This window comes from Phycisphaerae bacterium, from assembly GCA_012729815.1.
In the GTDB taxonomy this organism is placed as follows: Bacteria; Planctomycetota; Phycisphaerae; order JAAYCJ01; family JAAYCJ01; genus JAAYCJ01.
Window position 1 is genome coordinate 1 of sequence record JAAYCJ010000226.1, and the last position, 23045, is coordinate 23045.

17 protein-coding genes are annotated in these 23045 nt (G+C 60.5%); 7 read left to right on the forward strand and 10 right to left on the reverse strand.

The window, feature by feature from the left end:
* Positions 1–239: 239 nt before the first annotated feature.
* The 6 genes from GXY33_14730 to GXY33_14755 all read left to right on the forward strand — a co-directional run bounded on the left by GXY33_14730 (position 240) and on the right by GXY33_14755 (position 7250).
* On the forward strand, positions 240–1268 hold the full coding sequence (locus GXY33_14730) for an RHS repeat-associated core domain-containing protein (protein NLX06391.1): 1029 nt from the start codon (positions 240–242) through the stop codon (positions 1266–1268).
* A 54-nt stretch (positions 1269–1322) separates the two neighbouring features.
* Positions 1323–1745, forward strand: coding sequence for a hypothetical protein (locus GXY33_14735; protein NLX06392.1), 423 nt, complete (start codon positions 1323–1325; stop codon positions 1743–1745).
* Positions 1746–1793: 48 nt separating this feature from the next.
* Positions 1794–3044, forward strand: a complete 1251-nt coding sequence (locus GXY33_14740; protein NLX06393.1) for an RHS repeat-associated core domain-containing protein — start codon at positions 1794–1796, stop codon at positions 3042–3044.
* A 1055-nt stretch (positions 3045–4099) separates the two neighbouring features.
* A complete protein-coding gene (locus tag GXY33_14745; GenBank protein NLX06394.1) occupies positions 4100–4315 on the forward strand; it encodes a hypothetical protein in 216 nt (71 codons plus the stop codon).
* 44 nt (positions 4316–4359) lie between these two features.
* A complete protein-coding gene (locus tag GXY33_14750) occupies positions 4360–5709 on the forward strand; it encodes a sodium:calcium symporter (GenBank protein NLX06395.1) in 1350 nt (449 codons plus the stop codon).
* Positions 5710–6098: 389 nt separating this feature from the next.
* Complete coding sequence (locus GXY33_14755) at positions 6099–7250, forward strand: inositol-3-phosphate synthase (protein ID NLX06396.1); 1152 nt, start codon at positions 6099–6101, stop codon at positions 7248–7250.
* Here the strand turns inward: GXY33_14755 and GXY33_14760 are convergent.
* A complete protein-coding gene (locus GXY33_14760; GenBank protein NLX06397.1) occupies positions 7216–8574 on the reverse strand; it encodes a radical SAM protein in 1359 nt (452 codons plus the stop codon). The two genes, GXY33_14755 and GXY33_14760, sit on opposite strands and share 35 nt — an antisense overlap.
* A 2293-nt stretch (positions 8575–10867) precedes the next feature.
* Entirely contained in the window at positions 10868–12175 is a 1308-nt protein-coding gene (locus GXY33_14765) for a radical SAM protein (protein NLX06398.1), read from the reverse strand.
* A 105-nt stretch (positions 12176–12280) separates the two neighbouring features.
* On the opposite strand from GXY33_14765, the gene GXY33_14770 reads away from it, so the two are divergent.
* Positions 12281–13318 carry a radical SAM protein gene (locus tag GXY33_14770; GenBank protein ID NLX06399.1) on the forward strand — a complete coding sequence of 346 codons (1038 nt, stop codon included), beginning with the start codon at positions 12281–12283 and terminating at the stop codon, positions 13316–13318.
* A 33-nt stretch (positions 13319–13351) separates the two neighbouring features.
* Here GXY33_14770 and GXY33_14775 read toward each other — a convergent pair whose 3' ends face one another.
* From GXY33_14775 to GXY33_14810, 8 genes are all read right to left on the reverse strand, one after another.
* Positions 13352–14419 (reverse strand): hypothetical protein, encoded by a 1068-nt coding sequence (locus GXY33_14775; protein ID NLX06400.1) that lies wholly within the window; start codon positions 14417–14419, stop codon positions 13352–13354.
* A gap of 88 nt (positions 14420–14507) precedes the next feature.
* Complete coding sequence (locus tag GXY33_14780; protein NLX06401.1) at positions 14508–16097, reverse strand: glycoside hydrolase family 32 protein; 1590 nt, start codon at positions 16095–16097, stop codon at positions 14508–14510.
* A 245-nt stretch (positions 16098–16342) separates the two neighbouring features.
* On the reverse strand, positions 16343–16933 hold the full coding sequence (locus GXY33_14785; protein ID NLX06402.1) for a hypothetical protein: 591 nt from the start codon (positions 16931–16933) through the stop codon (positions 16343–16345).
* 612 nt (positions 16934–17545) lie between these two features.
* Entirely contained in the window at positions 17546–18934 is a 1389-nt protein-coding gene (locus tag GXY33_14790; GenBank protein ID NLX06403.1) for an ATP-binding protein, read from the reverse strand.
* A gap of 292 nt (positions 18935–19226) precedes the next feature.
* A complete protein-coding gene (locus tag GXY33_14795; GenBank protein NLX06404.1) occupies positions 19227–19799 on the reverse strand; it encodes a TlyA family RNA methyltransferase in 573 nt (190 codons plus the stop codon).
* A 284-nt stretch (positions 19800–20083) separates the two neighbouring features.
* Positions 20084–20362 carry a 30S ribosomal protein S20 gene (locus GXY33_14800; GenBank protein NLX06405.1) on the reverse strand — a complete coding sequence of 93 codons (279 nt, stop codon included), beginning with the start codon at positions 20360–20362 and terminating at the stop codon, positions 20084–20086.
* Positions 20363–20481: 119 nt separating this feature from the next.
* Positions 20482–21477 (reverse strand): phosphotransferase, encoded by a 996-nt coding sequence (locus GXY33_14805; GenBank protein NLX06406.1) that lies wholly within the window; start codon positions 21475–21477, stop codon positions 20482–20484.
* A 22-nt stretch (positions 21478–21499) separates the two neighbouring features.
* Positions 21500–23017 carry a sulfatase-like hydrolase/transferase gene (locus GXY33_14810; protein ID NLX06407.1) on the reverse strand — a complete coding sequence of 506 codons (1518 nt, stop codon included), beginning with the start codon at positions 23015–23017 and terminating at the stop codon, positions 21500–21502.
* Positions 23018–23045 lie beyond the last annotated feature (28 nt).

Below are 23045 nucleotides of genomic sequence, written 5' to 3' on the forward strand. Positions count from 1 at the left end.
ACGCACGCACCGGCCGGCGGCTGGGCGATGAGGCGTTCGTGACCCGGATCGAGCGACGGCTTGATCGGACCCTGAGGAAACTGAAACCCGGACCCAAACCCCGTCAATCGAAGAGGAATTAAGTATGATGTCCCTGGAACTCCTGGTGTCCCTGGAACTCCTGGTGTCCCTGGAACTCCGAATGTCCCTGGAACTCCGAAAGAGGAATTAAGTATGGTGTCCCTGGAACTCCGGCCGGGTTGGCGTTCGCGCGGACCTGGCAGGGGCCAGCCGCTTGGACCATCACGGTTCCGGCGTTCGACGGGAACGGGAACCTGGTTGAGCTGCTGGACGTTAGCGATGGCGATCCCAACGCCGTGGCGTCGGTCGCCAGCTACCAGTACGATCCGTACGGGAACCTGCTGACCAGCGCCGGCGAGGCGGCGGAGGCGTTTCCGCTGCGGTTTTCGAGCAAGTACAGCGACGGTGAGACCGGGCTTGCGTACTTTGGGTATCGGTACTATGATTCGGGGATGGGGAGGTGGATGAATCGGGATCCGATTGGAGAAATAGGTGGAACCAATCTCTATGCGTACGTCGAGAACACACCGTTGGAGAAGATCGACTGGCTCGGAGCCCTGACGGATCTTGGTGTCTTCCGTGAACTATTCATGCACTGGTGGTTTCCGAATGGCAATGCGCTCTTTGCTCGAACAGGAGGGGAATGGGGTGAATATATGATGAGTCAGCCGAATGTTAAAAATGTAGCCTATACGGAGCTTCTACTTAAAGCCCGCGAGAAATGGGCCTTGTCCAGGGAGCATGCCTGTATTGATGGCGTCTTGGCAACACGCGAACGGACGGTAATCCTGGAGGAAATATCCGACTCATGGTACCCTTGGATTCGTTCATCCCTCAACGGTGTGAGCTATTACATTCGTGGACGCTACAGAGTCGATGCGTGTCTGGGAGTCACCTTCTATTCGATGGTCCATGAGGTGAACGATGTGGGTGATTTTCACCTCAGCAAATGGGACTTCATCCTCTTTCTCTCCATGTGGGTGGGGGAGGTCGCGGGCGAGTTTGGCAACGTCTCTGAATCGCTTCGGCAGTACCAGCCGTTCCCGATAAAGGTCTCTTGGGGAACAGAACCTATCTACTTTCCTGCTGACGAAGATGGCGGAATTTCGGGCGGATGCGGAGGGTGGCCCTTCGAACGATGTATAAAGACTATGAGATGCACGGGTGCCTGTGGCACGCGGACATGGAAGCAGAATAGCTGCAGATGATTTGGCGTTGTGGTAAGTAACGGATTCCGACGGCAATAAAGCGGAGATCGACCAATGGCCGTGAGGTTATTTCTGAAGGTGATGACAATCGCGGCGGTATGCGCCTTTTTTCTGCCTTTCACCGAGGTCTTCGTACCGGTGCCAGTATCCGTGAAGCACTTTCTGAAAGTGGAGGTGCTCTTCTTGGCGATCATGGGGCTCTCAGCCGCGTGGGGTATTGTGACTCTGATGGTCCTCAAAGGCGGACAACTCAGCGAATTCAGGCAAGGAATTGTGGTCCTGGCAGTGCTCCTGCTTGTGGGGCCGTCTGCTGGAAGAACGCTCCCGCCTTATCTACACATCTCGCAGACCCTGTCTGCGGTGTTATACTATGGACTGCTGTTGCTTGTTGTTGTGGCTGTGGCTGTGAACTACCGGCAGCGCCACAAGCAGGCTGTCGTTTCAGCGGTCACAAGAGATGATGAGAAATGCCAGTGACAGTTGTTGAGCCGCGAAGTAATTCGGCCGATATCATGTCTGAGTATCTTGTCATCTTGCTCCATCCACGCGATGGCGTGGGCCGATCCGAACGATGCGGTGGCGTTCGACCGGGCGACCGATCCGAACAACCCGCAGACCGGTGACGCGTACGGCGACTATTTCTACCGGCAGTTCCTGGCTGACAACTCGGCCAACGCCTTCTTCGATAGCATCGAGACGCTGGTCAACGGCCAGCCGGCGGGCGGGCAGGATGCCTACCTGGCTGCTACGCCCGAGGAGTTCACCTACGATGAGGATGGGAATTTGATCGAAGACGGGCGGTGGAGCTACCGCTACGACGGTGAGAATCGGCTGGTGGCGATGGAGGCGAGCGATCCGAACACGGCGGTCGGGCCGGCGCTGCGGCTGGCGTTCAGCTACGACTACCAGGGTCGGCGGACGGCCAAGGTGGTCTACGGGTGGAGCGGCAGCGCCTGGACACTGGCGGCGACGACGCGGTTTGCCTGGGACGGCTGGCTGATGGCGGCTGAGCTGGGACCGGATAACTCGCCGACCCGGACGTATGCCTGGGGGCTGGACCTCTCGGGCAGCCGCGAGGGTGCGGGCGGCATCGGCGGCTTGGCGTTTGCGCGGACCTGGCAAGGTCCGACGGCTTGGACGGTCGCCGTTCCGGCGTTCGACGGGAACGGGAATCTGGTCGAACTGCTGGATGTCACCGATGGCGATCCCAACGCCGTGGCGTCGGTCGCGGGCTACCAGTACGATCCGTACGGGAACCTGCTGACCAGCGCCGGCGAGGCGGCGGAGGCGTTTCCGCTGCGGTTTTCGAGCAAGTACACCGACGCCGAGACCGGCCTTGCGTACTTTGGGTATCGGTACTATAATTCGGGGATGGGAAGGTGGATCAATCGGGATCCGATTGAGGAGGAAGGAGGTATCAATATCTACTGCTTTGTGGCAAATAGCCCCCCCAATCTTTGTGATCCAGATGGCAGAGTAGCTCCTCTTGTCATTTTGGGTATCAAGGTGTTTTTCACCGGAAGTGCGGTAAACAATGGCATTCTAGCTATGTGCTATGGGTACTATTGCACTAGGTGTCTCTTAGACATGCAGAATATTGCCGATGGCGCAGCCCGTGCTTGGCCAGACGACCCCCCAAGGGTTCAGCGGTGGGTGTGGGATGCGATGGGTAATTGTGTTCCTTTGTGCTCGGCTGCTGGGAAAAGGACGATCCAAGCCGCGTTTTGGGTTGGCGGAAGGCTGGTAATTCTCCGAGGAATCATACGAACGCAATGAGGAACGAGCGCACACGTAGGACCTGTGTTGCAGTATCAGTCTTCGTTCTGGTTGGCGTCATAGTCTTGGTCTGGCCAGATCTGTTCCGCTATGGTGATGACAAGGAAGGCCGTCCCTCCGTTGCCTTCTACCTAGTGGTCCCTGTGTTTGGGGCGGGAGCAGTGTTCTTGGCAACCGCTCTCCTCGACTTATGCAGAATAGAAAGGTGGAGACTTCTCATTGCCGTGACTATTGCACTTGGAACACTGGAGGGACTTTTTCTTTTTCTGTTTCCTCGATACTTCATGGCGGGCGTTGTAGAAGGTGGGCTGAGGACGATCCTCGTAGTAGGGGCCATCGGCTATGGCCTCCTTTCGGTCGTACTACTTCTCGGCTTATCAATCTTCAGTTGCATACGAAGTTCTCGAAGCAGCGGATTACAGACAGCAAACAGAAATGGTGAAAAGGAATAGCCCCTGGCAGTCCGCAGAGTTCCGAAGGGAATTTCGGGGATACCATATAATGGCACTAATAGGCCTTTTTCCTGACCTTCGATCGCGGGACTTTGAGGAACGCGTCGCGTTTGGTTTTGGTGTCTGATCGGGCGGGGGCGATGCGGTTTGGGTGGCGGGGATTCTTGGCGGTGGCTGTCGATGACGCAATCCGCAGGCTTCTGCCTCGCCACGAACGGACCGGCCGGCCGGTGGGCGACGGGGCGTTCGTGACCCGTATCGAGCGGTGCCTTCATTGGACCGTAAGGAAGAAAGAGATGGTGGATGTGGGAACATCCACCCTACGCGATTCTGCGGGGATGACAGAAGGGGGGCTGGGATGGGTATCGGGCGGTGGGGCAACCACACGGGTTGCCCGTACGGATTGGGGACGGCGTTTTTGCGGCCGCAGCCACGTGAGCTTACGTCCGAGGGGTGCGATTTTCGCTTGACTCCCGATCGGCTTGGGCAATATATGATGGGCAGGGTTTGAGAGGGCGTGCGGCAGGTTATCCTATCGAGTTATCGAGTGGGCCGGATTTTGGCGTTCGCGGCAAGCATCCGGCGATGAAGGAGTGACGCGACGTGGAGGAACCCAGAGCAGGCCAACGGGAGTCGTGGGGGACGAAACTCGGGATCATCATGGCGGTGGCTGGCAGCGCGGTGGGGTTGGGGAATTTTCTGCGGTTTCCGGGCGAGGCGGCGGCCAACGGGGGCGGGGCGTTCATGATCCCGTACTTCGTCTGCATCATCCTGTTGGGGATACCGCTGATGTGGGTGGAGTGGGCGATCGGGCGTTAGGGGGCGGTTTCGGGCATGGGACGGCGCCGGGGATTTTTCACACGATGTGGCGGAAGAACCGCTTTATCAAGTATTTCGGGGTGATTGGGATTCTGGGGCCGATTCTCATTTATACGTATTACGTGTACATCGTATCGTGGCTGCTGGGTTTCGCGTTTTTTTCGGTCTCGGGGAGCGTGATGACGGCGGCGGAGTCGCAGGATAGCATCACGGCATTTCTGAACGGTTACCGTGGCATTTTGAGGAACGAGTGGTTCAGCGGGATCGGCTGGGCGTACCTGTTTCTGGTGGTCACGCTGGGACTGAACACGTGGATTCTCCTTCGTGGGATTCGGGGCGGCATCGAGCTGCTCTGCAAGATCGCGATGCCGGTCTTGCTGGTGCTTGGGGTGGTGTTGGTGGTGCGGGTATTGACGCTGGGCGCGCCGGACCCCGCTCAGCCGGCGTGGAACGTCGGGGGCGGCATGGGTTTTCTGTGGAATCCGGATTTCAGCGTGCTGGGGCGTTCGCAGGTCTGGCTGGCGGCGGCGGGACAGGTGTTCTTTTCACTATCGGTGGGGTTCGGGGTGATTCTGACGTATTCGAGCTATTTGAAGCGGGGCGATGACGTGGCCCTTTCGGGGCTGACCGCGGTGTCCACGAATACGTTCGCCGAGGTGATTCTGGGCGGCAGCATCGTGATTCCGGCTGCGTTCGCCTTTTTCGGTCCGATGGCGACGCAGCAGATCGCCCAGAGCGGGTTCGATCTGGCGGTGGTGACCATGCCGATGATTTTCGCGAAGATGCACTTCGGGCAGTTGTTCGCGGTTTTGTGGTTTACGCTGCTGTTCCTGGCCGGCATCACCTCATCGGTGTCGGTGGCCCAGCCGGCGGTTACGTTCCTGGAGGATGAACTGGACGTTGGGAAGGGCACGGCGGTGGCGATCTTCGCCACGGGGACCTTTATCCTGATTCAGTTGCCGGTGTTCCTGCTGAGCCACGGGGTTTTGGACGACATGGACTTTTTGGCGGCCAACTTCTTCGTGGTGGTCTTCGCCCTGATCGAGGTGGTGCTGTTCGCGTGGGTTTTCGGGATGAACCGGGCGTGGGAGGAGATTCATCACGGGGCGCAGCTGCGCATCCCTCGCGTTTACAAGTACATCATCAAGTTTGTGACGCCGAGTATTCTGATTGTGATCCTCGGCTGGTGGTTCTATGAGCGATGGCTTGACGTTCTGCTGCTGCGGAAGACACTGGAGGGGGGCGAGATCAGTCCGACGGACCGGCCGATCATTCTGGCTTCACGTTTGTTGATTTTGCTGATGATCTGGGGAATGATCGTGATGGTGAAGCTGGCCTGGCGACGGCGTCAGGCCGCTCCGGCGGTTTCGCAGGCGGGAGAGACACCGACGTAAAGCGTTGGCTGGGCTGGGTTTCGCGATCGGCCCGGCTATAAGGAGGATGTGGCGCGATGAGTCTCGGCGGTTTGCTGTTCTGTATGGTCTCCTGGGCCGTCATTCTGTTATTGATGGTATTTTGTTTTTATCGGGTTTTTCAGGGGGATGATCGCGCCGGGAGTGTCTGATTGGCCGGTCGTGGCAGCGGCGTGTGGCGGATGTACAGCGACAGTGGCGGCTGTGTGTTTTTCATTGACTTTGGTTAATGAAAAGCTATTCTTGGGTCTGTTTTCGGAAGGCGCATAGGGTCTTGGATTGATCTGGAGGTTTGGAGGCGCGCCTTTCGTAGACGGCGTTCCAAAGGGTGGAACTTGTTGGAGTGATTCTAGCATCGGGAGATTTCGCTCATGGGAAAGATACGCTTGGCTATTGTGGGAGTGGGCAACTGTTCGTCATCGCTGATTCAGGGCACGTTTTACTACCGTAACGGTCGCGACCTTTCGAACGCGGGGCTGCTGCATCCTCGGATCGGGCCTTATGCGATGGAGGATATCGAGGTGGTTGCGGCGTTCGACGTGGACTCCCGCAAGGTGGGCAAGGACGTTTCGGAGGCGATCTTCGCCCTGCCGAACTGCACGAAGGTTTTCTGCAGTGACGTCCCGAAACTCGGAGTGACGGTGCAGATGGGTCACGTTCTGGACGGGGTTCCGGCCCACATGGCTGAGTATCCGGAGACTCGTGCGTTCCGGGTGGCCGAGGGCAAGGGCGTGGACGTGGTGAAGGTGCTCAAGGAGGCGCGGGCGGACGTTCTGGTGAGCTATCTGCCGGTGGGATCGGAGGAGGCGACGCGGTTTTATGCCGAAGCGGCTTTGGAGGCTGGTTGCGGGATGGTGAACTGCGTGCCGGTGTTCATCGCGTCGGACCTGAAGTGGGGTAAGCGCTTTAAGGATCGCGGGTTACCGATCGTGGGCGACGATATCAAGAGTCAGTTCGGGGCGACGATCACGCATCGGGTGCTGACCAAGCTGTTTGAGGACCGCGGGGTGAAGCTGGAGCGGACGTACCAGCTTAACACGGCTGGCAACACGGACTTTTTGAACATGCTGAATCGCGACCGGCTCAAGAGCAAGCGGATTTCGAAGACCGAAGCGGTCCAATCGCAGCTTACCGAGCCCTTGGACCCGCAGAACATCCACATCGGGCCGAGCGACTTTATTCACTGGCAGGACGACAATAAGGTGTGCTTCATCCGGATGGAAGGGCGGCAGTTCGGGGATGTGCCGTTCAACCTGGAGCTGCGGCTGAGCGTGGAGGATTCGCCGAACAGCGCGGGTGTGGCGGTGGACGCGATCCGCTGCTGCAAGCTGGCGATGGACCGTGGGATCGGCGGTCCGCTGACGGCGATCAGCGCGTTCACGATGAAGCATCCGCCGCAGCAGTATGCGGACTGGCAGGCGCGGGAGCTGCTGGAGGGTTTCCTGTGCGAGAAGTGCGTTGCGGAGGTTCCGAGCCGGGTGGAGACGCTCAAGCCGTCGCCGGCTGCGTCGGCGAAGGTCTAGCGGGGCCGGTTTGGGGCGGAGGGTTATCGTTGCCAAGGCGGGCGGCGATCCGGTCCCAGTGACAGCTCACGTCAAAGCGTCGGAAGCTGCGGTTCCAGCAGTCGTTGCAATCGCGTAGTTCGGCTGCGATCTTGTAGAACCGCTCGGAGGCCATGATGTCCGGCAGCGACGCCTCGTAGAGGTTTCCCAGGTGGTGTTGCGGGTCGAGCTTGTCGGTGCACCAGGTGACCTGGCCTCGCTCATTGATGCATACTTTGGTGTAGCCGCTGGTGCATGGGGCTCGCAGGCGGCCATGGTACCAGGTGACGTAGGTGTCGCAGAAGCGCCGGTCGAGATCGCTGACGACCGGACTGCGATGGAGCAATTCGGAGAATTGGGGGAGTTTTTTGAGCATGATCTCCGCCGTCGGCAGGCCCTCGAACTGCTGCCACTCGCGGTAGATGATGGGCGCCAGGTAGAGGCCCAACTCGCGGCAGAGCGCCTCGACGTGTTCGAAGTCCTCCAATTCGGTGAACGGACCGATTACGATGGCGACGATGACGGTGGTTCCGGGGCGTTTGACCAGTCCGCGAAGCGTCCGCACCACGCGGTCATAGCCGTCCACGCCGCGGATACGCTGGTAGGCGCGCGGTCCGCCGTCGAGCGACACGCTGAACTTGACGATCCCGTGCTGGTCGCAGGACTTCCAGATCTGTTCGGGGAGGAGGCCGTTGGTCAGGACGAGAATGTCGTCCTTGACGCGGATTCGCTGAAAGAGGGTTTGCCACTGGGGATGGCAGTAGGTCTCGCCGCCGGCAATGTAGTGGTTGGTTCGCGGGTAGGCATTGATGGTATCGGCGACCCGATCGATATCGAGGTGGACCTGAGGACTGCGCCAGTAGCCGCAGATATTGCAGCGGGAATTGCAGGCTGAGGTGATGATCCAAGAGATGGTGTTCAACTCTCGCCGGCTCAGCGTCAGGGCATAGTCCAGCAGGTCTCCCCGCACGATTCCGGGCCGGCCCGGGTCGAGGCCGAGCCGTCTGAGGCAGCCTTCGTAGGTGGGAAAGGTGAAGACGATGATGTCGGCGTTTTCGAGGACCGATCGGGTCGGCGGCTGGACCCGCAGCGTACCTCGGGTCATTCTGCCCTTGCCCGGCTGATCGTCCAGGATGGCTGAGACCTTTGCGGCGTTTCCGGTTTCGTGGACAAAGCTCCAGACCTTGGGAAAGATGTTGCCGACCCCGTAGATGACGATGGACTGGGCCTGATCCATGGCTTGACGGGTCTGGTCGATGAGTTCGGCGAAAGGTACGGAACCGGAGCAGTCTGAGTGTGGGTTCATGATAACCGAGATATCGACAGGGGTGAAACGGCCACTTGAGGGCAAGGCGTGGAGGCCCGATAAAAAAGGCGTTTTTGATGTTCCGACGCAGGTTTTGGCAGGCTTCGAGGCGATCTTTTCTCACCGGGTGGCCTCTGGTCGGCCGATAGGTGGTTATAGGACGTGGCCAGCGGGCGGACGGCACCCGTGGGCATCACGGTGAGTGGAGAACGATAAGTGACGCAGTCATTTCAGGCGAACTTCCGCAAGAACCTGGCCGTTCTGGGGCGGAGGCACGGGACGGTGCTTGCCAAGGCGGTGGCGGATGCCGCCGGCGGGTTTAAGATGAGGGTGGACCCCGGCCACAATCCGCCGGTGGTGGCGCTGGAGCTTGACGGTGAGGAGATGATCCTGAACGACGGACCGTATGAGGAAATGGTTCGGCGAACGCTTAGGGAGCTGGAAGGGTCGCTCCGGTTGGGATCGGCGATCCTCTTCAATGGTCTGGGGAACGGTTTGTATCTGGACATCGTCTTTGAGAATCAGCCCGCGCTTCTGCTGGGCATGCTGAATCCGCTGTACGTTCTGGAACAGCGGCTTGAGGTGCTGGTGGCCAATCTGTTCCTTCGCGACTGGCGGCGTCTGATCGAGGCGGAGAACGTTTACTTCTTCGCGGGGCCCAACTGCCTGGACCAGTTTGCGGAGTTTCTGCGGCAGCGATCGAGCAAACTCCTTCCGGTGCATATGGTCCGGTCGTCGACGCCGACACAGGGGGATGTCACGGCTGTAGTCGAAGGGTTGGGGCAGGAGCGCAAGGACCGCTACGAGAAGCTGGTGCAGCAGATCGGGCAGTACTACAGCCGCATTCCGCCGCAACGGTACGCCCAGCTCTTCGGCGCCCACCCGCCGCGTCGGCCGCGGGTGTATCTGATTACCACGATCTTTTCAACCGTGCTGCAGTATTCGACGCGCGACGCGGCCGACGCATTTGAGCAGTTGGGATGGGAGACGTTCATCGACATCGAAGAGGACCGGACGGACCGAAGCACGGGAAGCACTCTTGCCGAGAAGGTGTGGGACTTCAAGCCGGACCTGGTGTTCCAGATCGACCACGTGCGGCGTGAGTGGCCCAAGGGGGTTTTTCCGGCGTCGCTTCCGTATATCACGTGGATTCAGGACCGCATGCCGGACCTCTACTGCCACGGGGCCGGTCGGCGGCTCGGCCTGACGGACCTGATTTTCACGATCAGCCCGATCTGCGACCTGACGTTGAACTATGACTATCCCGAGAAGCAGGCGTTCTATTTCCCGATGGTGGCGAATCGCCGTCGGCTTGCGGGCGCGGCGGGCAGCGATCCGGCGCGGCAGATCGTTTTCGTTTCGCACGCCAGCCAGACGACGGATCAGCTCTTCGCGGAATTCGACGCGATGTTCGGCAAGACGTTGGGAGAAGAGGATCACCCCGTAGTCCGCGGCGCGATCGCCGAACTGGTCGAGGACATGAGACGTCGGTTCGCCGAGGGCGAGTTTGTTTTGATCAAGCTGCAGTGGGAACAGCGGCTGGTCGACGCCCTGCGGTCTCGCGGCATCGACCTGGACATGGTCCCGCAACTGCGGCCGACGATCGGCGACTTTGTGTTTACCAAGTTCGGGAACGGGATATACCGGCATCAGATTCTCGAGTGGGCGGCTGAGAGCGGCTACCCGCTGAAGCTGTACGGCCGGGGATGGGAGCGGCATCCGACGCTTGGCCGTTACGCGTGCGGTGTGATCGAGAACGGACCGCCTCTGGCGGAACTTTACCGCAACAGTGCGGTTGCGTTGCAGGCGGTAATCACCGGCAACGGCCACCCGCGTCTTTTCGAAGGGGTCGCCGCGGGGGGGTTTTTCCTTTTTCCGAGGCATCCGAACGACGATTCGGCGGTTGTGATGGGGGACATGCTGGAGTGGTTTGGCCGGCAGAGCGGACGGCGATTTGACGATGTTCTTGCGTCGAGCGAGTTGGACGAGGTGCAGCGGCTGGCGTTGAGCCACCTTCGCGGGACCGTGTTTCGGGCGTTCGATCGGGTGGACGACGACATCATCCGGGCGGCTGGGATTCTGACGCAGACCGGCCATTGGCTTAGCGCGTTCCTCGGCGAGTCGATACGCGAGGTCTACTACACGACGCGTGAGCAATTTCACGAACGTCTTGCCTGGTTCTTTGAGCATCCCGAGGATCGGGCGAGGATCCTGGCCCAGATGCAGGAACACCTGGCGCGGTGGGATCTGCCGATGGTTCTGGGGGCGAGGCTGCGGGAGATATCAGGGTACCTCAGTCAACTGCCGCCGCTGGACAGCGGTCCTGTCGGTTCCTCGCCTGGTGGAGATAGAGATCAAAGCGACGGTTTGTCGCACACCAGCAGTCGTTGCAGTGGTGGAGCTTGCGGGCAATCTCGTAGAACCGCTCGGACCGGACCAGATCGGTGATGGGTGCGTCGGCCAGGTTGCCGATCCGGAAGGCCGGGAGTTTTTTCTGGCCGCACCAGTAGAGGTCCGCGTATTGGTCGACGTATGGGGTGGTGAACCCGGCTGTGCACGTGAGCTTCAATCGTCGGCGGAATCCGTCGGCGTAGATTCCATGTACGTGCCGGTCCAGTTCGGAGATGACGGGGCTGTTGCGGATCAACTCATCGAAGCGATGCAGTTCCTCGTCGTTCCACGCGGCTTCGGGCAGGCGCGGGTCGGTCTGGTGGTAGCGGGCCACGGCGAAGTAGAGGCCCAGTTCGCCGCAGATCTGTTCGACGGTCTTGAAGTCCTGGGCCGTCTTGTCCGGCGTGATGACGAAGGTGACGTTCACGATCGTCCCCGGCCGCTGTTTGAGGCCGCGCAGGGTCGTCATGACCTTGTCGAAGCCGTCGACGCCTCGGACGCGGCGGTAGGTTTCCGGACCTCCGTCGAGCGAGGCGGCGAAGCGGGTGATTCCGTACTCGTCGCAGGCCTGGAAGGCGCGGTCGGGCAACAGGCCGTTGGTGAAGAGCAGCATGTTGTCCTTGTTGCGGATACGGCTCAGGATGCTTCGCCACTGCGGATGGCAGAAGAACTCGCCGCCGGAGAGGGTGTGGGTGGTTTCGGGGAGGGCGTTGACCGTCTCGACGATCAGATCGGCGTCGAGGTGGACGACGTCCGAGTTCCAGTAGGCGCAGAAGACGCAGCGGGAATTGCAGGCGCTGGTGGTGACCCAGTTGACGCGGGTCAGTTTGTGCTCGCAGACGGCCAGGGCGTAGTCGAGCATGTAGCCTTCGACGACGGCCACGGCGTCTCGTTCGATTCCGAGTTTGGCGAACACGTCGTCGCCGGGCGGGAACGCGAAGATGACGGCCTCGGCTGAGGTCAGGTCCTCGGGCTTGGGCGGACGGGAGGCGATCCCGTCGATGACGACGTCCCACTTGGCTGGGCTGTCATCGAGGATGGCTTTGATTCGGTCGCCGCCGCCGCAGGACTTGACGAATCGGATGAGCTTGGGCACGACGTAGCCGCAGCCGTAGATGACGATCGGACCGGTTCCAGAGCACGCCTCGCGAATATCGGTGATGATCCTGCCCAGTTCGTTCCGCAGGGCCTCGACGCTGCTGCGATTCATCGATTTCCCTCTTGTTTGATCCTGAAGTGGCCGATCGTATACATATCATGTTATTCGGACGTACGGCGGTTTTGCTTTACTGTTGACGGCAGGAATTCTCCAAGGGTGACAATAAAAGATAAGTACAGGTACTCGGAGCGGGACAAATTCGTTTCCCTTCTGGCCAAACAGGATTTCCACGAGGTCATGGCGGCGGTCAAGGGGGAGGCGTTTCGAGAGTATCGCCGGCAGTGGGATTGTGCCGGGCGGTTTGAGCTGGAGACGCCGGTTCCGCTGCACTGTGATTTCGAGTTCAGCACCGGGTGCAATCTGCGATGTTCGATGTGCCCGCACGGGATGCCCCGGCAGGCCCGGCCGGCGGGTTTCGATCGGGTTTCGGGGCGGTTTCCGTTTGAGTTGTTTCGCAAGGTGATCGACGAGGGTGTGCCGCTGGGGCTGCGGGCGATTGACTTGAGCTACTACAACGAGCCGCTATTGCGAGACGACCTTCCCGAGTTCATCGAGTACGCGGGGTCGCACGGCATTCTGGACATTCTGTGCAGCACCAATGCGCAACTGCTGGATGCGGAATGGACCGAACGGCTGTTGGATACGCCATTGACGCGGCTGAAGGTGTCGCTGGACGCGGACAGCTCTGAGACGTACGCGGCGATCCGGTCCGGCGGCGACTTTGGGGCGGCGGTGGGCAACCTGGAGCGTTTTATCCGGCGCAAGGCTGAGCGCGGGCAGGTGTTGCCGATCACGCGGGTCAGCTTCGTCAAGACGCGTCTAAACGAGCACGAGTTGGATGGGTTTCTGGCCCGATGGACGGGATTGGCTGACTACGTGTGCGTCCAGGAACTGATCGAGTTTGACGAGATGAAGGTCGATCTGACTCCGGCCAGCCGGATCGTCAATCGCGATTTTCGGTGTCACCATCCGTGGCATCAACTGACGTTCCGCGTGGACGGCCAGGCGCTGCCGTGCTGCACCATATGGGGCCAGCAGATTCCCGTCGGCAACGTCGCTGAGCAGTCGCTCGCGGAGATCTGGACCGGCCCGGCGATGAAGGCTTTGCGCCGGCTCCATCGCGAAGGCCGCTACCAGGAGAACCCGGTCTGTCTCAAGTGCGCCAAGAGCAGCGTGGCGGGTCAGGGCGATTAGCCCGGAGGCAGCCGGAGTCTCGTTCTCTGGACCTCAGTATGATCCGAGTTTTTTGGCGAGTGCGACGATGTGTCGGAAGTCTTCGAGGCTGACGCTTGAGGGCACGGAGTGGTCGGATGAGAAGACGTAGCCGCCGTTTTCCTTCATGACCGGCAGGACGCGTTCCATCTCGGCTTTGATCTGGTCGGGATGGTCCCAGAGTACGGCGTTGATGCCGCCGTGCAGGACCAGGTCTTGGCCGTAGGTCTTCTTGAGGTGGACCGGGTCCATTCCCGCTTTGACCTCGAGCGGATTGAGGGCGTCCAGGCCGATCCCGATCAGCTCCGGCACGAACGGGTTGATGTTGCCGCAGGAGTGGAGGTGGGTCTTGACGCCTTTGGCGTGGGCCCATTCGATGGCCCGCTGGTGGTAGGGCTTGACCATTTCGCGGTAGGCGGCCAGCGAGAAGAACTGGGTGCCCTTGTATCCCATGTCGTCGGGCCAGGAGACGGAGTCGAATTCGTATCCGGCGTCCCAGATCATGTCGAGCAGGGCCAGGTGCGTTTCGAGCTCGTGCGAGAAGATGTCGCGGCACCAGTCGGGGTCTTCCATCATGGCGAACAGCAGGCGCTCGGTGCCGACGATCCAGGAGTGGGTCACGTCGAAGCCGAACCAGAGGCCCGCGCTGATCCAACGTCCGGCTTTGCGCCATTTCGGGTAGTTTTCGCGCAGGTGCTGCCAGTCGATGCGGTCTTTGGAGGGGCGCATGCGGTCCTTGGCCTGCCGCCAGCTCTGGCGGTCGACGATGGTGAAGTCGATGAACTCGGGGGTGGAGGCGGCGTGTTTCCAGCTTTTGAGCGTGGCGCCCCAGGCGGTGGTGTAGATGACGTACTCGTCGGTCTCTTCGAGGGTTTTGGCCTCGTAGCGGGGCGAGTTGTCGGCGCCGATATAGGCGGTGGCGTCGAGGCCGAAGAAGTCGACGTAGTCCACATCGGCCGGCATGCCTTCGCGGTGCCAGCGCTCGATGGTGGAACTCCAGGGCGAGTCGATGATGGGGATGCGGTCGGCTTGGCGATGTTCGAACATGCGGGTGAATCGTTCGTGAGATGTCATGGCGGCCATGTTGTTTCTCCGTTTGTGTGCGGTGGTATTGGTTTGCCTTGGATCGTCCGGCTATCGCGTGTCGTTCAGCGTCCACCGCCAATCGCCGTCAATACGGGTTTGACGGCATCAGTTCCCATACTTTGACCGAGGCGGCGTGGGCCTGGCCGCCGCGGGCGAAGAGTTTGACGCCTCGGCCGTTGAGGGTCGGATAGACGGCGCGGGCGACGGCTTGGCGGTCGTTGGCGTAGACTTCGACGATCGAGCGGTCGACGAAGACCCGCAGGGTCAGCGTTTCGCCGGGGCTGAGGGTGAAGGGCCCGCCTTCGACGGTTTTGCGTCCGAAGTCGAGTCCGGAGCGGGTGGTGTCGCAGAGGAGCTTGCCTTCGGCGGCGTCGTAGTAGAGGGCGGTTTCCTCGCGGCCGTCGTCCGAGCAGCAGACCTTGACGCCGCACTGGGCGGCTTGGCCCGGCGTGAGCGTGATTTCCAGTTCCATGAGCTCCTTGCCGAGGCCCTTGAGTTCGATTTCCCGGTCGGCTGGGATGGTGACGTTGCGGCGGGTCTTGGCCTTTTGCCGGAGTGTTTTGAGTTCGGCGACCGGGGCCATGCGGAGGGTTCCGTCGTGGCCGAGCCAGAGGGTTCGCGGCAGGCCGTACATGCCGTTCCAGCCGCTGGCCCGCCAGAGGGGTTCGGGCCGGTCGTCGAAGATCCACGCCCACATGATCTGTCGTCCGCGGTCGTCGACGAGGGCTTCCGGGGCGAAGTAGGCATTGTCGACCCAGGTCATGCGGCCGTGAGTCTCGGGGAGGAACTTGTCGTTGGCGGTGTCGTAGCGGCCGATGTAGTACTGGCAGCCCTTGTTGTGCGAGATGAAGAGCAGCAGGTGCTTGCCGCTTGGCTCACCGCCGTCGGGGCCGGCGGGCAGCGGCAGGAAGACAGGGCACATGTCGTCTTCGCTGCGGTCGGTCCAGTCGCGGCGGGATTCGTAGAAGGGGTGGAGGTATTCCCATTTCTCGAGATCGTCGGAGACGAAGAGGTACAGGCGGTCGCCCTGGTGTTCGGGCGGCGAGTCGTCGGCGCGGCCGTACTTGTTTAGGACCAGGAGGTTGCCGGTCAGCATGTAGTAGCGGCCGTCCTTGATCCAGATTTGCGACGGGTCGGCTGATCCGTAGACCAGCGGCCGGCCGTTGCGGTCGGTGGTTTCGGTCAGGCCCATTTCGGTGGATTGGATGACGGGGTTGGCTGGGCTCTTGGTCCAGCGGTCGTAGTGCTCGTCGTCGCTGAAGGCCAGGCAGATGCCGCGCTGGGCCCAGAGGCCCCAGTAGGAGAGGACGGCTCGGCCGTCGCGGTCGACGAAGCCGCCGCCGCTGAAGCAGCCTTCGTCGCCCTCGCCGGGCGCGATCGCGTAGGGGTGATGCCGCCAGTGCAGCAGGTCCTTGCTCGACGCGTGGCCCCAGACGTAGCCGAGGTCGGCGTGGCTGTAGAGGTACATCAGGTGGTAGCGGCCGTTGGCGTAGAAGGCTCCGTTCGGGTCGCCGGGCCGGCCGTCGTCCTCGGGAAACGTGAAGTGGAAGCCCGGGCGGTGCGGGTCGGCCAGCAGCCGCCGGCGGAATTCGCGGGTGGCATGGATCACCGCATTGGTCACCGGCTGATCGGCCCGGTAGGTTTCGGACTGCTGGTTCGTCGCTTCGCTGGCCATCGGATGCTCCGTTTGTTCGAATGCCGTCGCTGAGGCGGTGCGATCGGGCAGTCCGCCTCAAGCCGCTGATCGCCCGGTCCCCAGCGGACCGGAACGCGCCGCATCCTATACGCGGGTTTGGGAGGCTTCAAGGGGATTTATTTGGTGGGTGGAAATGGGGTTCCGCCGCCCCCGGCGGAGTCTTCTCCCCTTTTGAAGATGATAACCTGATGAGGGGTGCGTCGCCTCGATGCACCCTTTCGCTACTAAGGTGCCATTCTCGATGTGGCATCCGCGGGGGGGTGTTCTTCATCATACGATCTGTTGGGTCCGTACGAATGCCAGAAGTAGACGCGGCGTCCGTCCGAAGCCGACAGGAATTCCCCGTCATTGTCGTAGTACACTTCGGCGGCTTCCGGCAGATCGATATTTGGGAAGGCGGCTTTGAGGTGGACCAACGGCAGCTCCTCCACGCGGGTCTTCAATCGCCGGTGTTGGCGGATCAGAGCCATCAGGTCGGTCCGGCTGGAGATGACGCCGGCGTAGACCGATCCGTCGTTGAAGGTGTCGTGGATGCGGAGAACCTCCAGCGAGGCGGCCTCGACGGCGGCATCGCCGAGTATCGGCTTTAACCGGCGATCCGGCAGTGCGGAACGCACCGCCAGCGCGATCAGGACGGCGGACACCGCGAGCATCGCGACCCACGATATACGCAGACCAACCCACCGCGAGACCAGCAGGAACAATCCCGCGTAACCGACGGCCACCGGCAACGTGAAAACCAAGCCGATTATGAACCACCCGCTGGTCCGGAACGGGAAGAACCGCGTCTGCGGCGCGTAGTCGATTGACGCCATGCCAAACCATGCCGCGACCAGCAGGAGTGCTGCGCCGCTTGCAAGGAAACACGCTGTCGTTGCCCTATGTTGAGGTTCTGTTCTGGAATTGACCCTATATAGCGTGAAAAGAGCCATTGATCGCCCCTGAAACCTGCCGCAGGGCAAAAGAACGCGGCTAACCTCCGCCTCGTGGATTCATCCGCTCTATGCATTCCTCAAGTGAAATAGTACACCGCTGCATTGTACCTCCTTGGCGCGCGAGCCATCGCTCTAGCGCAAGGAGTTGTGAACACCGCAAGTCCGGTCGCTGAACACGTCGCAATACTACTCGCGCATGCACTACGTAAGGACTCATGGTCTCGCGCAAGCTCTCAATTGTAGACCGAAGCTGGCTCGCCGCCTTCTTCAAGTCGCTACCCTTAAGCTCGACAAAGCACACGGTGCCAAAGGAAGGGACACATAAGGCGAAATCGCAGACTTCACCTCGCGTGAGCATGCATCCATCGACACGGTATCGCAATACCCTGCGACCCTGAGGGTTTCGAGCGCGATATCGGCACCCTAGTTCTTCAAAGCAGGCGACAGTCCGTGCATCGTCGCTTAGCAGGCCATTTGTTCCTAGCCGAGTTTTCATCGCCGCGATCCGCTAGTCTCCAGTTGCAGGAGTGCATCCATGTCTCGATTGAGCAGATCGGAAGCACTGTCGATGAGCTCACATCGAAGGGCGGGCGTGTCTGTAGATAGTAGATTTTCTGTCGTGCCATCCGCTACAAAGTAGCCATTCACCTGTGACGGGTCTAGCCAGACACCCTCCGGGATCACCCTACTTACATCATCAGGTTTAACGTGTTGTGCAAGATCATGTGCGTACATCATATTATTGATGCAAGTGAGGGCGTAGGGGGAATGCGTTGTAAGCACGAAGTCACATTTGATTGCGTTGAAGACGAAGACAATGTATTCAAGCAGGTCCTTCTGTGCAATGGGGTAGAGGTGTGCCTCTGGCTCTTCGATCACGACAAGAGAGCGTGATCGCTCAAGTACGAGAAGGAACAACAAGAGGAGTATCCATACCGATTCCTGTTGCCCAGACGAAGCATAGTTGATCTTGGTGAAGATGTCGTCTGAGACGTAAAGCTTGCCCCCCTCTTTGTCGTGGCGATACTCGCCCTTGAGTACTCGCTTAACAAATGATTGTGCTCTTCTGACAGCAGAGAACCAAACGGACGCGGTTGATAGGGCCTGGCGGTCACGTACTATCTCGTCTAATGACTTGTCAAAGAATGCCTTCGTAGCGTTCACCGTCTCGGTAAACTGGCGCATCGGGAAGTCCAGGAGGTGTGGGTGGACATACTGCATCTGATCGGAGAGAGTGGACAGAATGCTACGCCCAGAGGGGATAAACACAAGCTCATTCTGGTACCCAAAAATGGCATTGCATTCCTTGCGCACGCGGTCAAGAATAGCTGCTCTCTGCTGGTCTACCGCAAGTTTCTTAACGGCGGATAGGAACGTCGGTTGTGTCCTTTGCGGACGAAGCTGCCCTTCCACACTGCTAATCAGCTCTAATATGCGTTGCCACGCCTCGTGAGAAAAAAAAGGAGATACGTAACGATGGTGCTGTCTGTCAAGCGTTACGCGTAGTTCACATCCATTTCCATAGTTGTAGGTCACATTCACATCGTGGCTAAGCTTCCCAGGGCCGAAAAACTCGACGAAGCGATTGCGCAGGCGCTTTTTGAGAGCGTAGTCTGGTCGGTTAGCCTCCGCGTTTTGTGCACGCTCCATTACAAAAGCCGTCACCTCATCACGGACGTGGAGACTGTAGTGGATGAGCTTCGCGATCGTGCTCTTGCCTGATGACTGCGGCCCAATCAGCACGAGGAATCGACTCATATCAACCGATGCGTCACGAATCGGTCCGAAATTGTGGATTGTCAACCTATGCATTGAATCACTTCCGTCTTGCGTCGAGTAGCGATCACGTCCGGCCGGTGGGGTGTTGACTTTGTCTTCCATTCGTGGTCACTCTGGGTTATGTGCCAGAGACATCTCCTGCAACGCACAGCCCTGCAGCTTGCCGACCACCTGTGCTGACAACCACGTGCGCTGACATGGAGAGCTTGGGCCTAAGGTGAACACCACTGGGCTGTGCTGCGGTTGGCTGCTCTTGACGCATAACTGCAAATTCTCCGCACTCCCCATGCTTCCTGTGAGGCACGGAAACGCCACTTCATTACAACAACTGCATCATATTCGATTGCACTGTCGATAGCAAGTGGCATTTCAACGCCCACGTCGGACTGTGCCGCTATTCGCGTTCAAGCAGGAGGACGTATTCTTGGTTTCCGCCTCGGCCGGGGAGGGGGGTTTGGGCTTGGTCTTGGAGGGTGAGGTTCCAGGTGGGGATTTGGGTGGAGAGATCGTGGGCGATGGTTTGGGCTTGGTCGGGGGTCAACTTGCCGTCGCGGAGGAGGTTTTTGGGGGCTTCGTACTGGGGTTTGAGGAGTGAGAGGATTCGGCCGTCGGGTTTGATGAGTTGGGCGGCTTTGGGCAGGCTCAGCCGCTGAGGGGTCCAGGCGAGGTCGATGGTCACCAGGTCGCAGAGTTCCGGCAGTCGGACGTGCAGGGCGCTGGTCCGTTCCATCACCACGACGCGTTCGTCCTTGCGGAGCTTGTAGTCGAGGACGCCGTAGCCGGTATCGACGGCGTAGACGCGGGCGGCTCCGCGCTGGAGGAGGCAGTCGGTGAAGCCGCCGACGTTGGCCCCCAGATCGGCACAGACCATGCCGGCTGGGCTGAGGTTGAAGCGGTCGAGTGCCCAGGCGAGCTTGGCTCCGCCGCGTGAGACGAACTTGCCCAGGCTTTGTTCATCGAAGGTCATTGTGGGGCCTCTTGGCTTTTCGGGCTTTTTGCCGGTTCAGGGCATGAGGTCTTTATTAGAAGTAGTAGTGCATTGCGTCGTCCACGAATCATATCGCAGATCATTCATTGCTGGGAGAGTAGCGGAAATCATTAATAAAGCCAATACATTGGCTTTGTTAATGATTATGCCCTGAACCGGCAAAAAGCCCGAAACTCAGCGGTTCGCGGCCTTCTTCTGCACCAATAAAAAATGCCTGTCGAAACGACAGGCATTGGGATATCGACTTATCAAGCGCTCAGCGGTCAGGCGGTCTGAGCGGCTTTGAGGGCCTGGAAGCGCTTGGCCAGCCGAGCCTTGCGGCGGGCGGCGGTGTTGGCGTGGATGGTGCCCTTGGCTGCGACCTGGTCGAGGGTCTTGTAGACCCGCTTGAGCTCTTCGCCGGCGGCGTCGACTTCGCGCTGCTGGATGAGCTTGAGGTACTTCTTGACTTCGGTCTTGAGGGCGCTGGTTCTCACCTGGTTGCGCATCCGCCGCGTTTCGTTCTGCCGAATTCGTTTCTTGGCCGAGATTGAATGTGCCACGTAAACTCGCTCCTACAATCCGCTTATGGATGTCTCTTCTTTTGTACTATGGTCGAAAACCAATATTATATCATGCGCTTTGCCCGTGTCTATAGTTTATTCGCAGGAAAGCGTGGCGATCAGAGCTTTTCGACGACGACCTTGAGCCAGGCCTGGTAGTGGCGCTTCAGGAGGTGGACGGGCTCCCAGAAGCCGTCCAGGACGAACGCTAACTTCTTGTCGGGTGGGACTTTGCGCGAGCCTCGGAGGCGGATCTGGATCCATCGGGAGAGCATCAGGGAGCTGAGGATGGGCCAGTGGGGGGGGATGGGGCGGACGGATTTGTAGCCGGAAAGGAAGCTGACGGTGCGGTCGGTGTCGATCAGCCACGGCTGGGTGAGGGAGCGGATATCGTCGGGGTCGAAGGGGTGGCGGTGGCGGGTGGCAAAGAACATCAGGGCGTCGCCGAGGTCGCGGAGGGTCGCGCCGCGGGCGGCGTAGTCGTAGTCGAGGACGGCGCTGACCTGTTTGCCTTCGAAGAGCAGGTTGCCCGGGTGGAAGTCACCGTGGATGATGGATTGTTCGAGGCCCTGATCGGTGCCTTCGAGGCCCAGGGCTACATCGTCGAGTTCGTTTGCCAGCGCGGCGAGCTGCTGTTTCTGGTCGGGTTTGGCGGGCAGGGCGGTGAGCTCGGTCAGCAGGGGTTTGAGGATCGTGACGTGGTCTTCGCGGATGAAATCGCGTTTGCCGGCGTGGTCGAACTCGAAGCCGAGTTGGTGGAAGCGGGCCAGGATGGCTCCAGCGGCGTTTAACTGCTTGAGGTCCGGGCTCGGCTGCATCTTGCCGGGCAGTTCGGCTGACATTTCGTAGACGCCGTCGTCGAGTTGCAGCCAGGTTCGGCCGTCGGCGGCGGGCACGGGCGCGGGAGCGGGAAGATCGCGCTGGGCCAGGAATGACCGCAGGGCGTGGTCGTATTCGATCCAGGGGGTTTTGACCATGTCGGTTGGCCGTCGGCGCAGGATGTAGCGTGTGCCGGCGGTTTCGACCCGCACCTTGGGGCTGGCGGTGCCGCCGATGGGGCTCAGCTTCGCGCCTTTGGGCAGATCGTAATGTTTGAGAACTTTGTTCCAATCCATTGTCATGGTTGCTCGTCTTGGTTCAGGTCGGTCGTTCGTTCTGCGGCCATCGGGGAAACTGGAAGTTGCGGACGCCGAACTCCTCCTTGAGGGCTGGGTTGTAGCGGAACGGGCGGACCGGCAGTCGGCTGTTTTCCAGGAACGGCTGGCCGGGCAGGGCCTGGTAGTGGGCCACGAGGTTGTCGTAGAACTGCCGGCACAGTTCCGGGCGGCGATCGGCCTGGTCGTCGATTTCATCGCGCGAGGCGGCGATATCGAAGAGCTGCTGGCGGCCGCCGTTGACGCAGTAGATGTACTTCCAGCGGTCCTGCCGCCACATGAACTTGAGGGTCACGGTTCGCGTTGAGGCCCTCGATACGGGGCTTCGCGTGGAGGTTTGGGCGTGTTCCAGGTGGCCGAACTCGCCGACGACGGAGTCGCGGCTGGCGGCGGCGGGATCGGCGGCGGCGGGCAGAAGGTTGACGCCGTAGACGCCGTCTGGCGTTTCGACGCCGGCGGCGTGAAGGACGGTGGTGAACACGTCCTGCAGGACGGCCAGGTGTTCTCGCTGTTGGTTCCGCGGCAGGGTTTTGGGCCAGGCGACGATCAGCGGCACGCGGGCGGCGGCTTCGAAGTAGGAGCGTTTGCCGTACTGGTAGTGGTCGCCGAGGAGTTCGCCGTGATCGGAGGTGAAGACGATCAGGGTGTTGTCGCGTTGGCCGGTCTGGTCGAGGGCGTCGAGGATGTGGCCGAATTCGGCGTCGATGTGCGAGACGAGGCCGTAGTAGCGGCTGCGGATGGTTTTGGCTTTGTCGTCCGCGGTGAGTTCTCGCCACTTGCCGTGCGTCTGGGTGAGCAGAAACACGTCTTTGGGGTCGCGGTCGGCGTCGCAGCGGACGGGCGTCGGGATGTCGCGCGGGTCGTACAGGCGTTCGAATCCCCACGGCGGATCGAACGGCGGATGCGGCTTGAGGAAACCGGTCATGCAGAAGAACGGCGTGTCGGTGCCGGCGGCCTGGCGGATGTAGGCGGCGGTCCGTCGGGCGGTCCAGGCGGTGGTCGTGTGCTGGGCGGGCAGGACGGAGATCTGCGGTTCGTAGTAGGTTTCGTGGCGCTGGCCGTGCGGTTCGAGCACGTGGCCCAGGCCGTTGTCACGCAAGTAGATCAGGTAGTCGTCCTGGTCGCGGTTTTCGGGGATTTCCTCGCTGAGTTCCATGTGGGCAAAGCCGTGCGGCTGGCGCGGCGGGTGGAAGTGCATCTTGCCGATGGCGGCGGTGGCGTAGCCGGCGCGGCTGAGGAGTTCGGCGAGCATGGGGAATCGGCCGATCGGTTCGTTGGCGTTACCCAGCAGGTCAAGCTGATGGCTGTGGCGGCCGGTGAGCAGGTTCTGGCGGGCGGGCACGCAGACCGGGGTTTGGGAATAGGCGTTGGTGAAGGTCACACCGGTTTCAGCGAGGCGGTCGATGTTGGGCGTGCGGACGATCGGATGGCCGTAACAGCCGAGGACGTCGGCGCGGAGCTGGTCGCACATGACCACCAGTACGTTCGGCCGATCCCTCATCGAGTCGCATTCCTTTGCCACTTTGAGG

Bases quoted from the DNA above. Each gene is read 5' to 3' on its own strand.
- GXY33_14735 (NLX06392.1), top strand. From the start codon at position 1,323: ATGGCCGTGAGGTTATTTCTGAAGGTGATGACAATCGCGGCGGTATGC.
- GXY33_14750 (NLX06395.1), top strand. From the start codon at position 4,360: ATGTGGCGGAAGAACCGCTTTATCAAGTATTTCGGGGTGATTGGGATT.
- GXY33_14755 (NLX06396.1), top strand. From the start codon at position 6,099: ATGGGAAAGATACGCTTGGCTATTGTGGGAGTGGGCAACTGTTCGTCA.
- GXY33_14760 (NLX06397.1), bottom strand. From the start codon at position 8,574: ATGAACCCACACTCAGACTGCTCCGGTTCCGTACCTTTCGCCGAACTC.
- GXY33_14765 (NLX06398.1), bottom strand. From the start codon at position 12,175: ATGAATCGCAGCAGCGTCGAGGCCCTGCGGAACGAACTGGGCAGGATC.
- GXY33_14775 (NLX06400.1), bottom strand. From the start codon at position 14,419: ATGGCCGCCATGACATCTCACGAACGATTCACCCGCATGTTCGAACAT.
- GXY33_14780 (NLX06401.1), bottom strand. From the start codon at position 16,097: ATGGCCAGCGAAGCGACGAACCAGCAGTCCGAAACCTACCGGGCCGAT.
- GXY33_14785 (NLX06402.1), bottom strand. From the start codon at position 16,933: ATGGCGTCAATCGACTACGCGCCGCAGACGCGGTTCTTCCCGTTCCGG.
- GXY33_14790 (NLX06403.1), bottom strand. From the start codon at position 18,934: ATGGAAGACAAAGTCAACACCCCACCGGCCGGACGTGATCGCTACTCG.
- GXY33_14795 (NLX06404.1), bottom strand. From the start codon at position 19,799: ATGACCTTCGATGAACAAAGCCTGGGCAAGTTCGTCTCACGCGGCGGA.
- GXY33_14805 (NLX06406.1), bottom strand. From the start codon at position 21,477: ATGGATTGGAACAAAGTTCTCAAACATTACGATCTGCCCAAAGGCGCG.
- GXY33_14810 (NLX06407.1), bottom strand. From the start codon at position 23,017: ATGAGGGATCGGCCGAACGTACTGGTGGTCATGTGCGACCAGCTCCGC.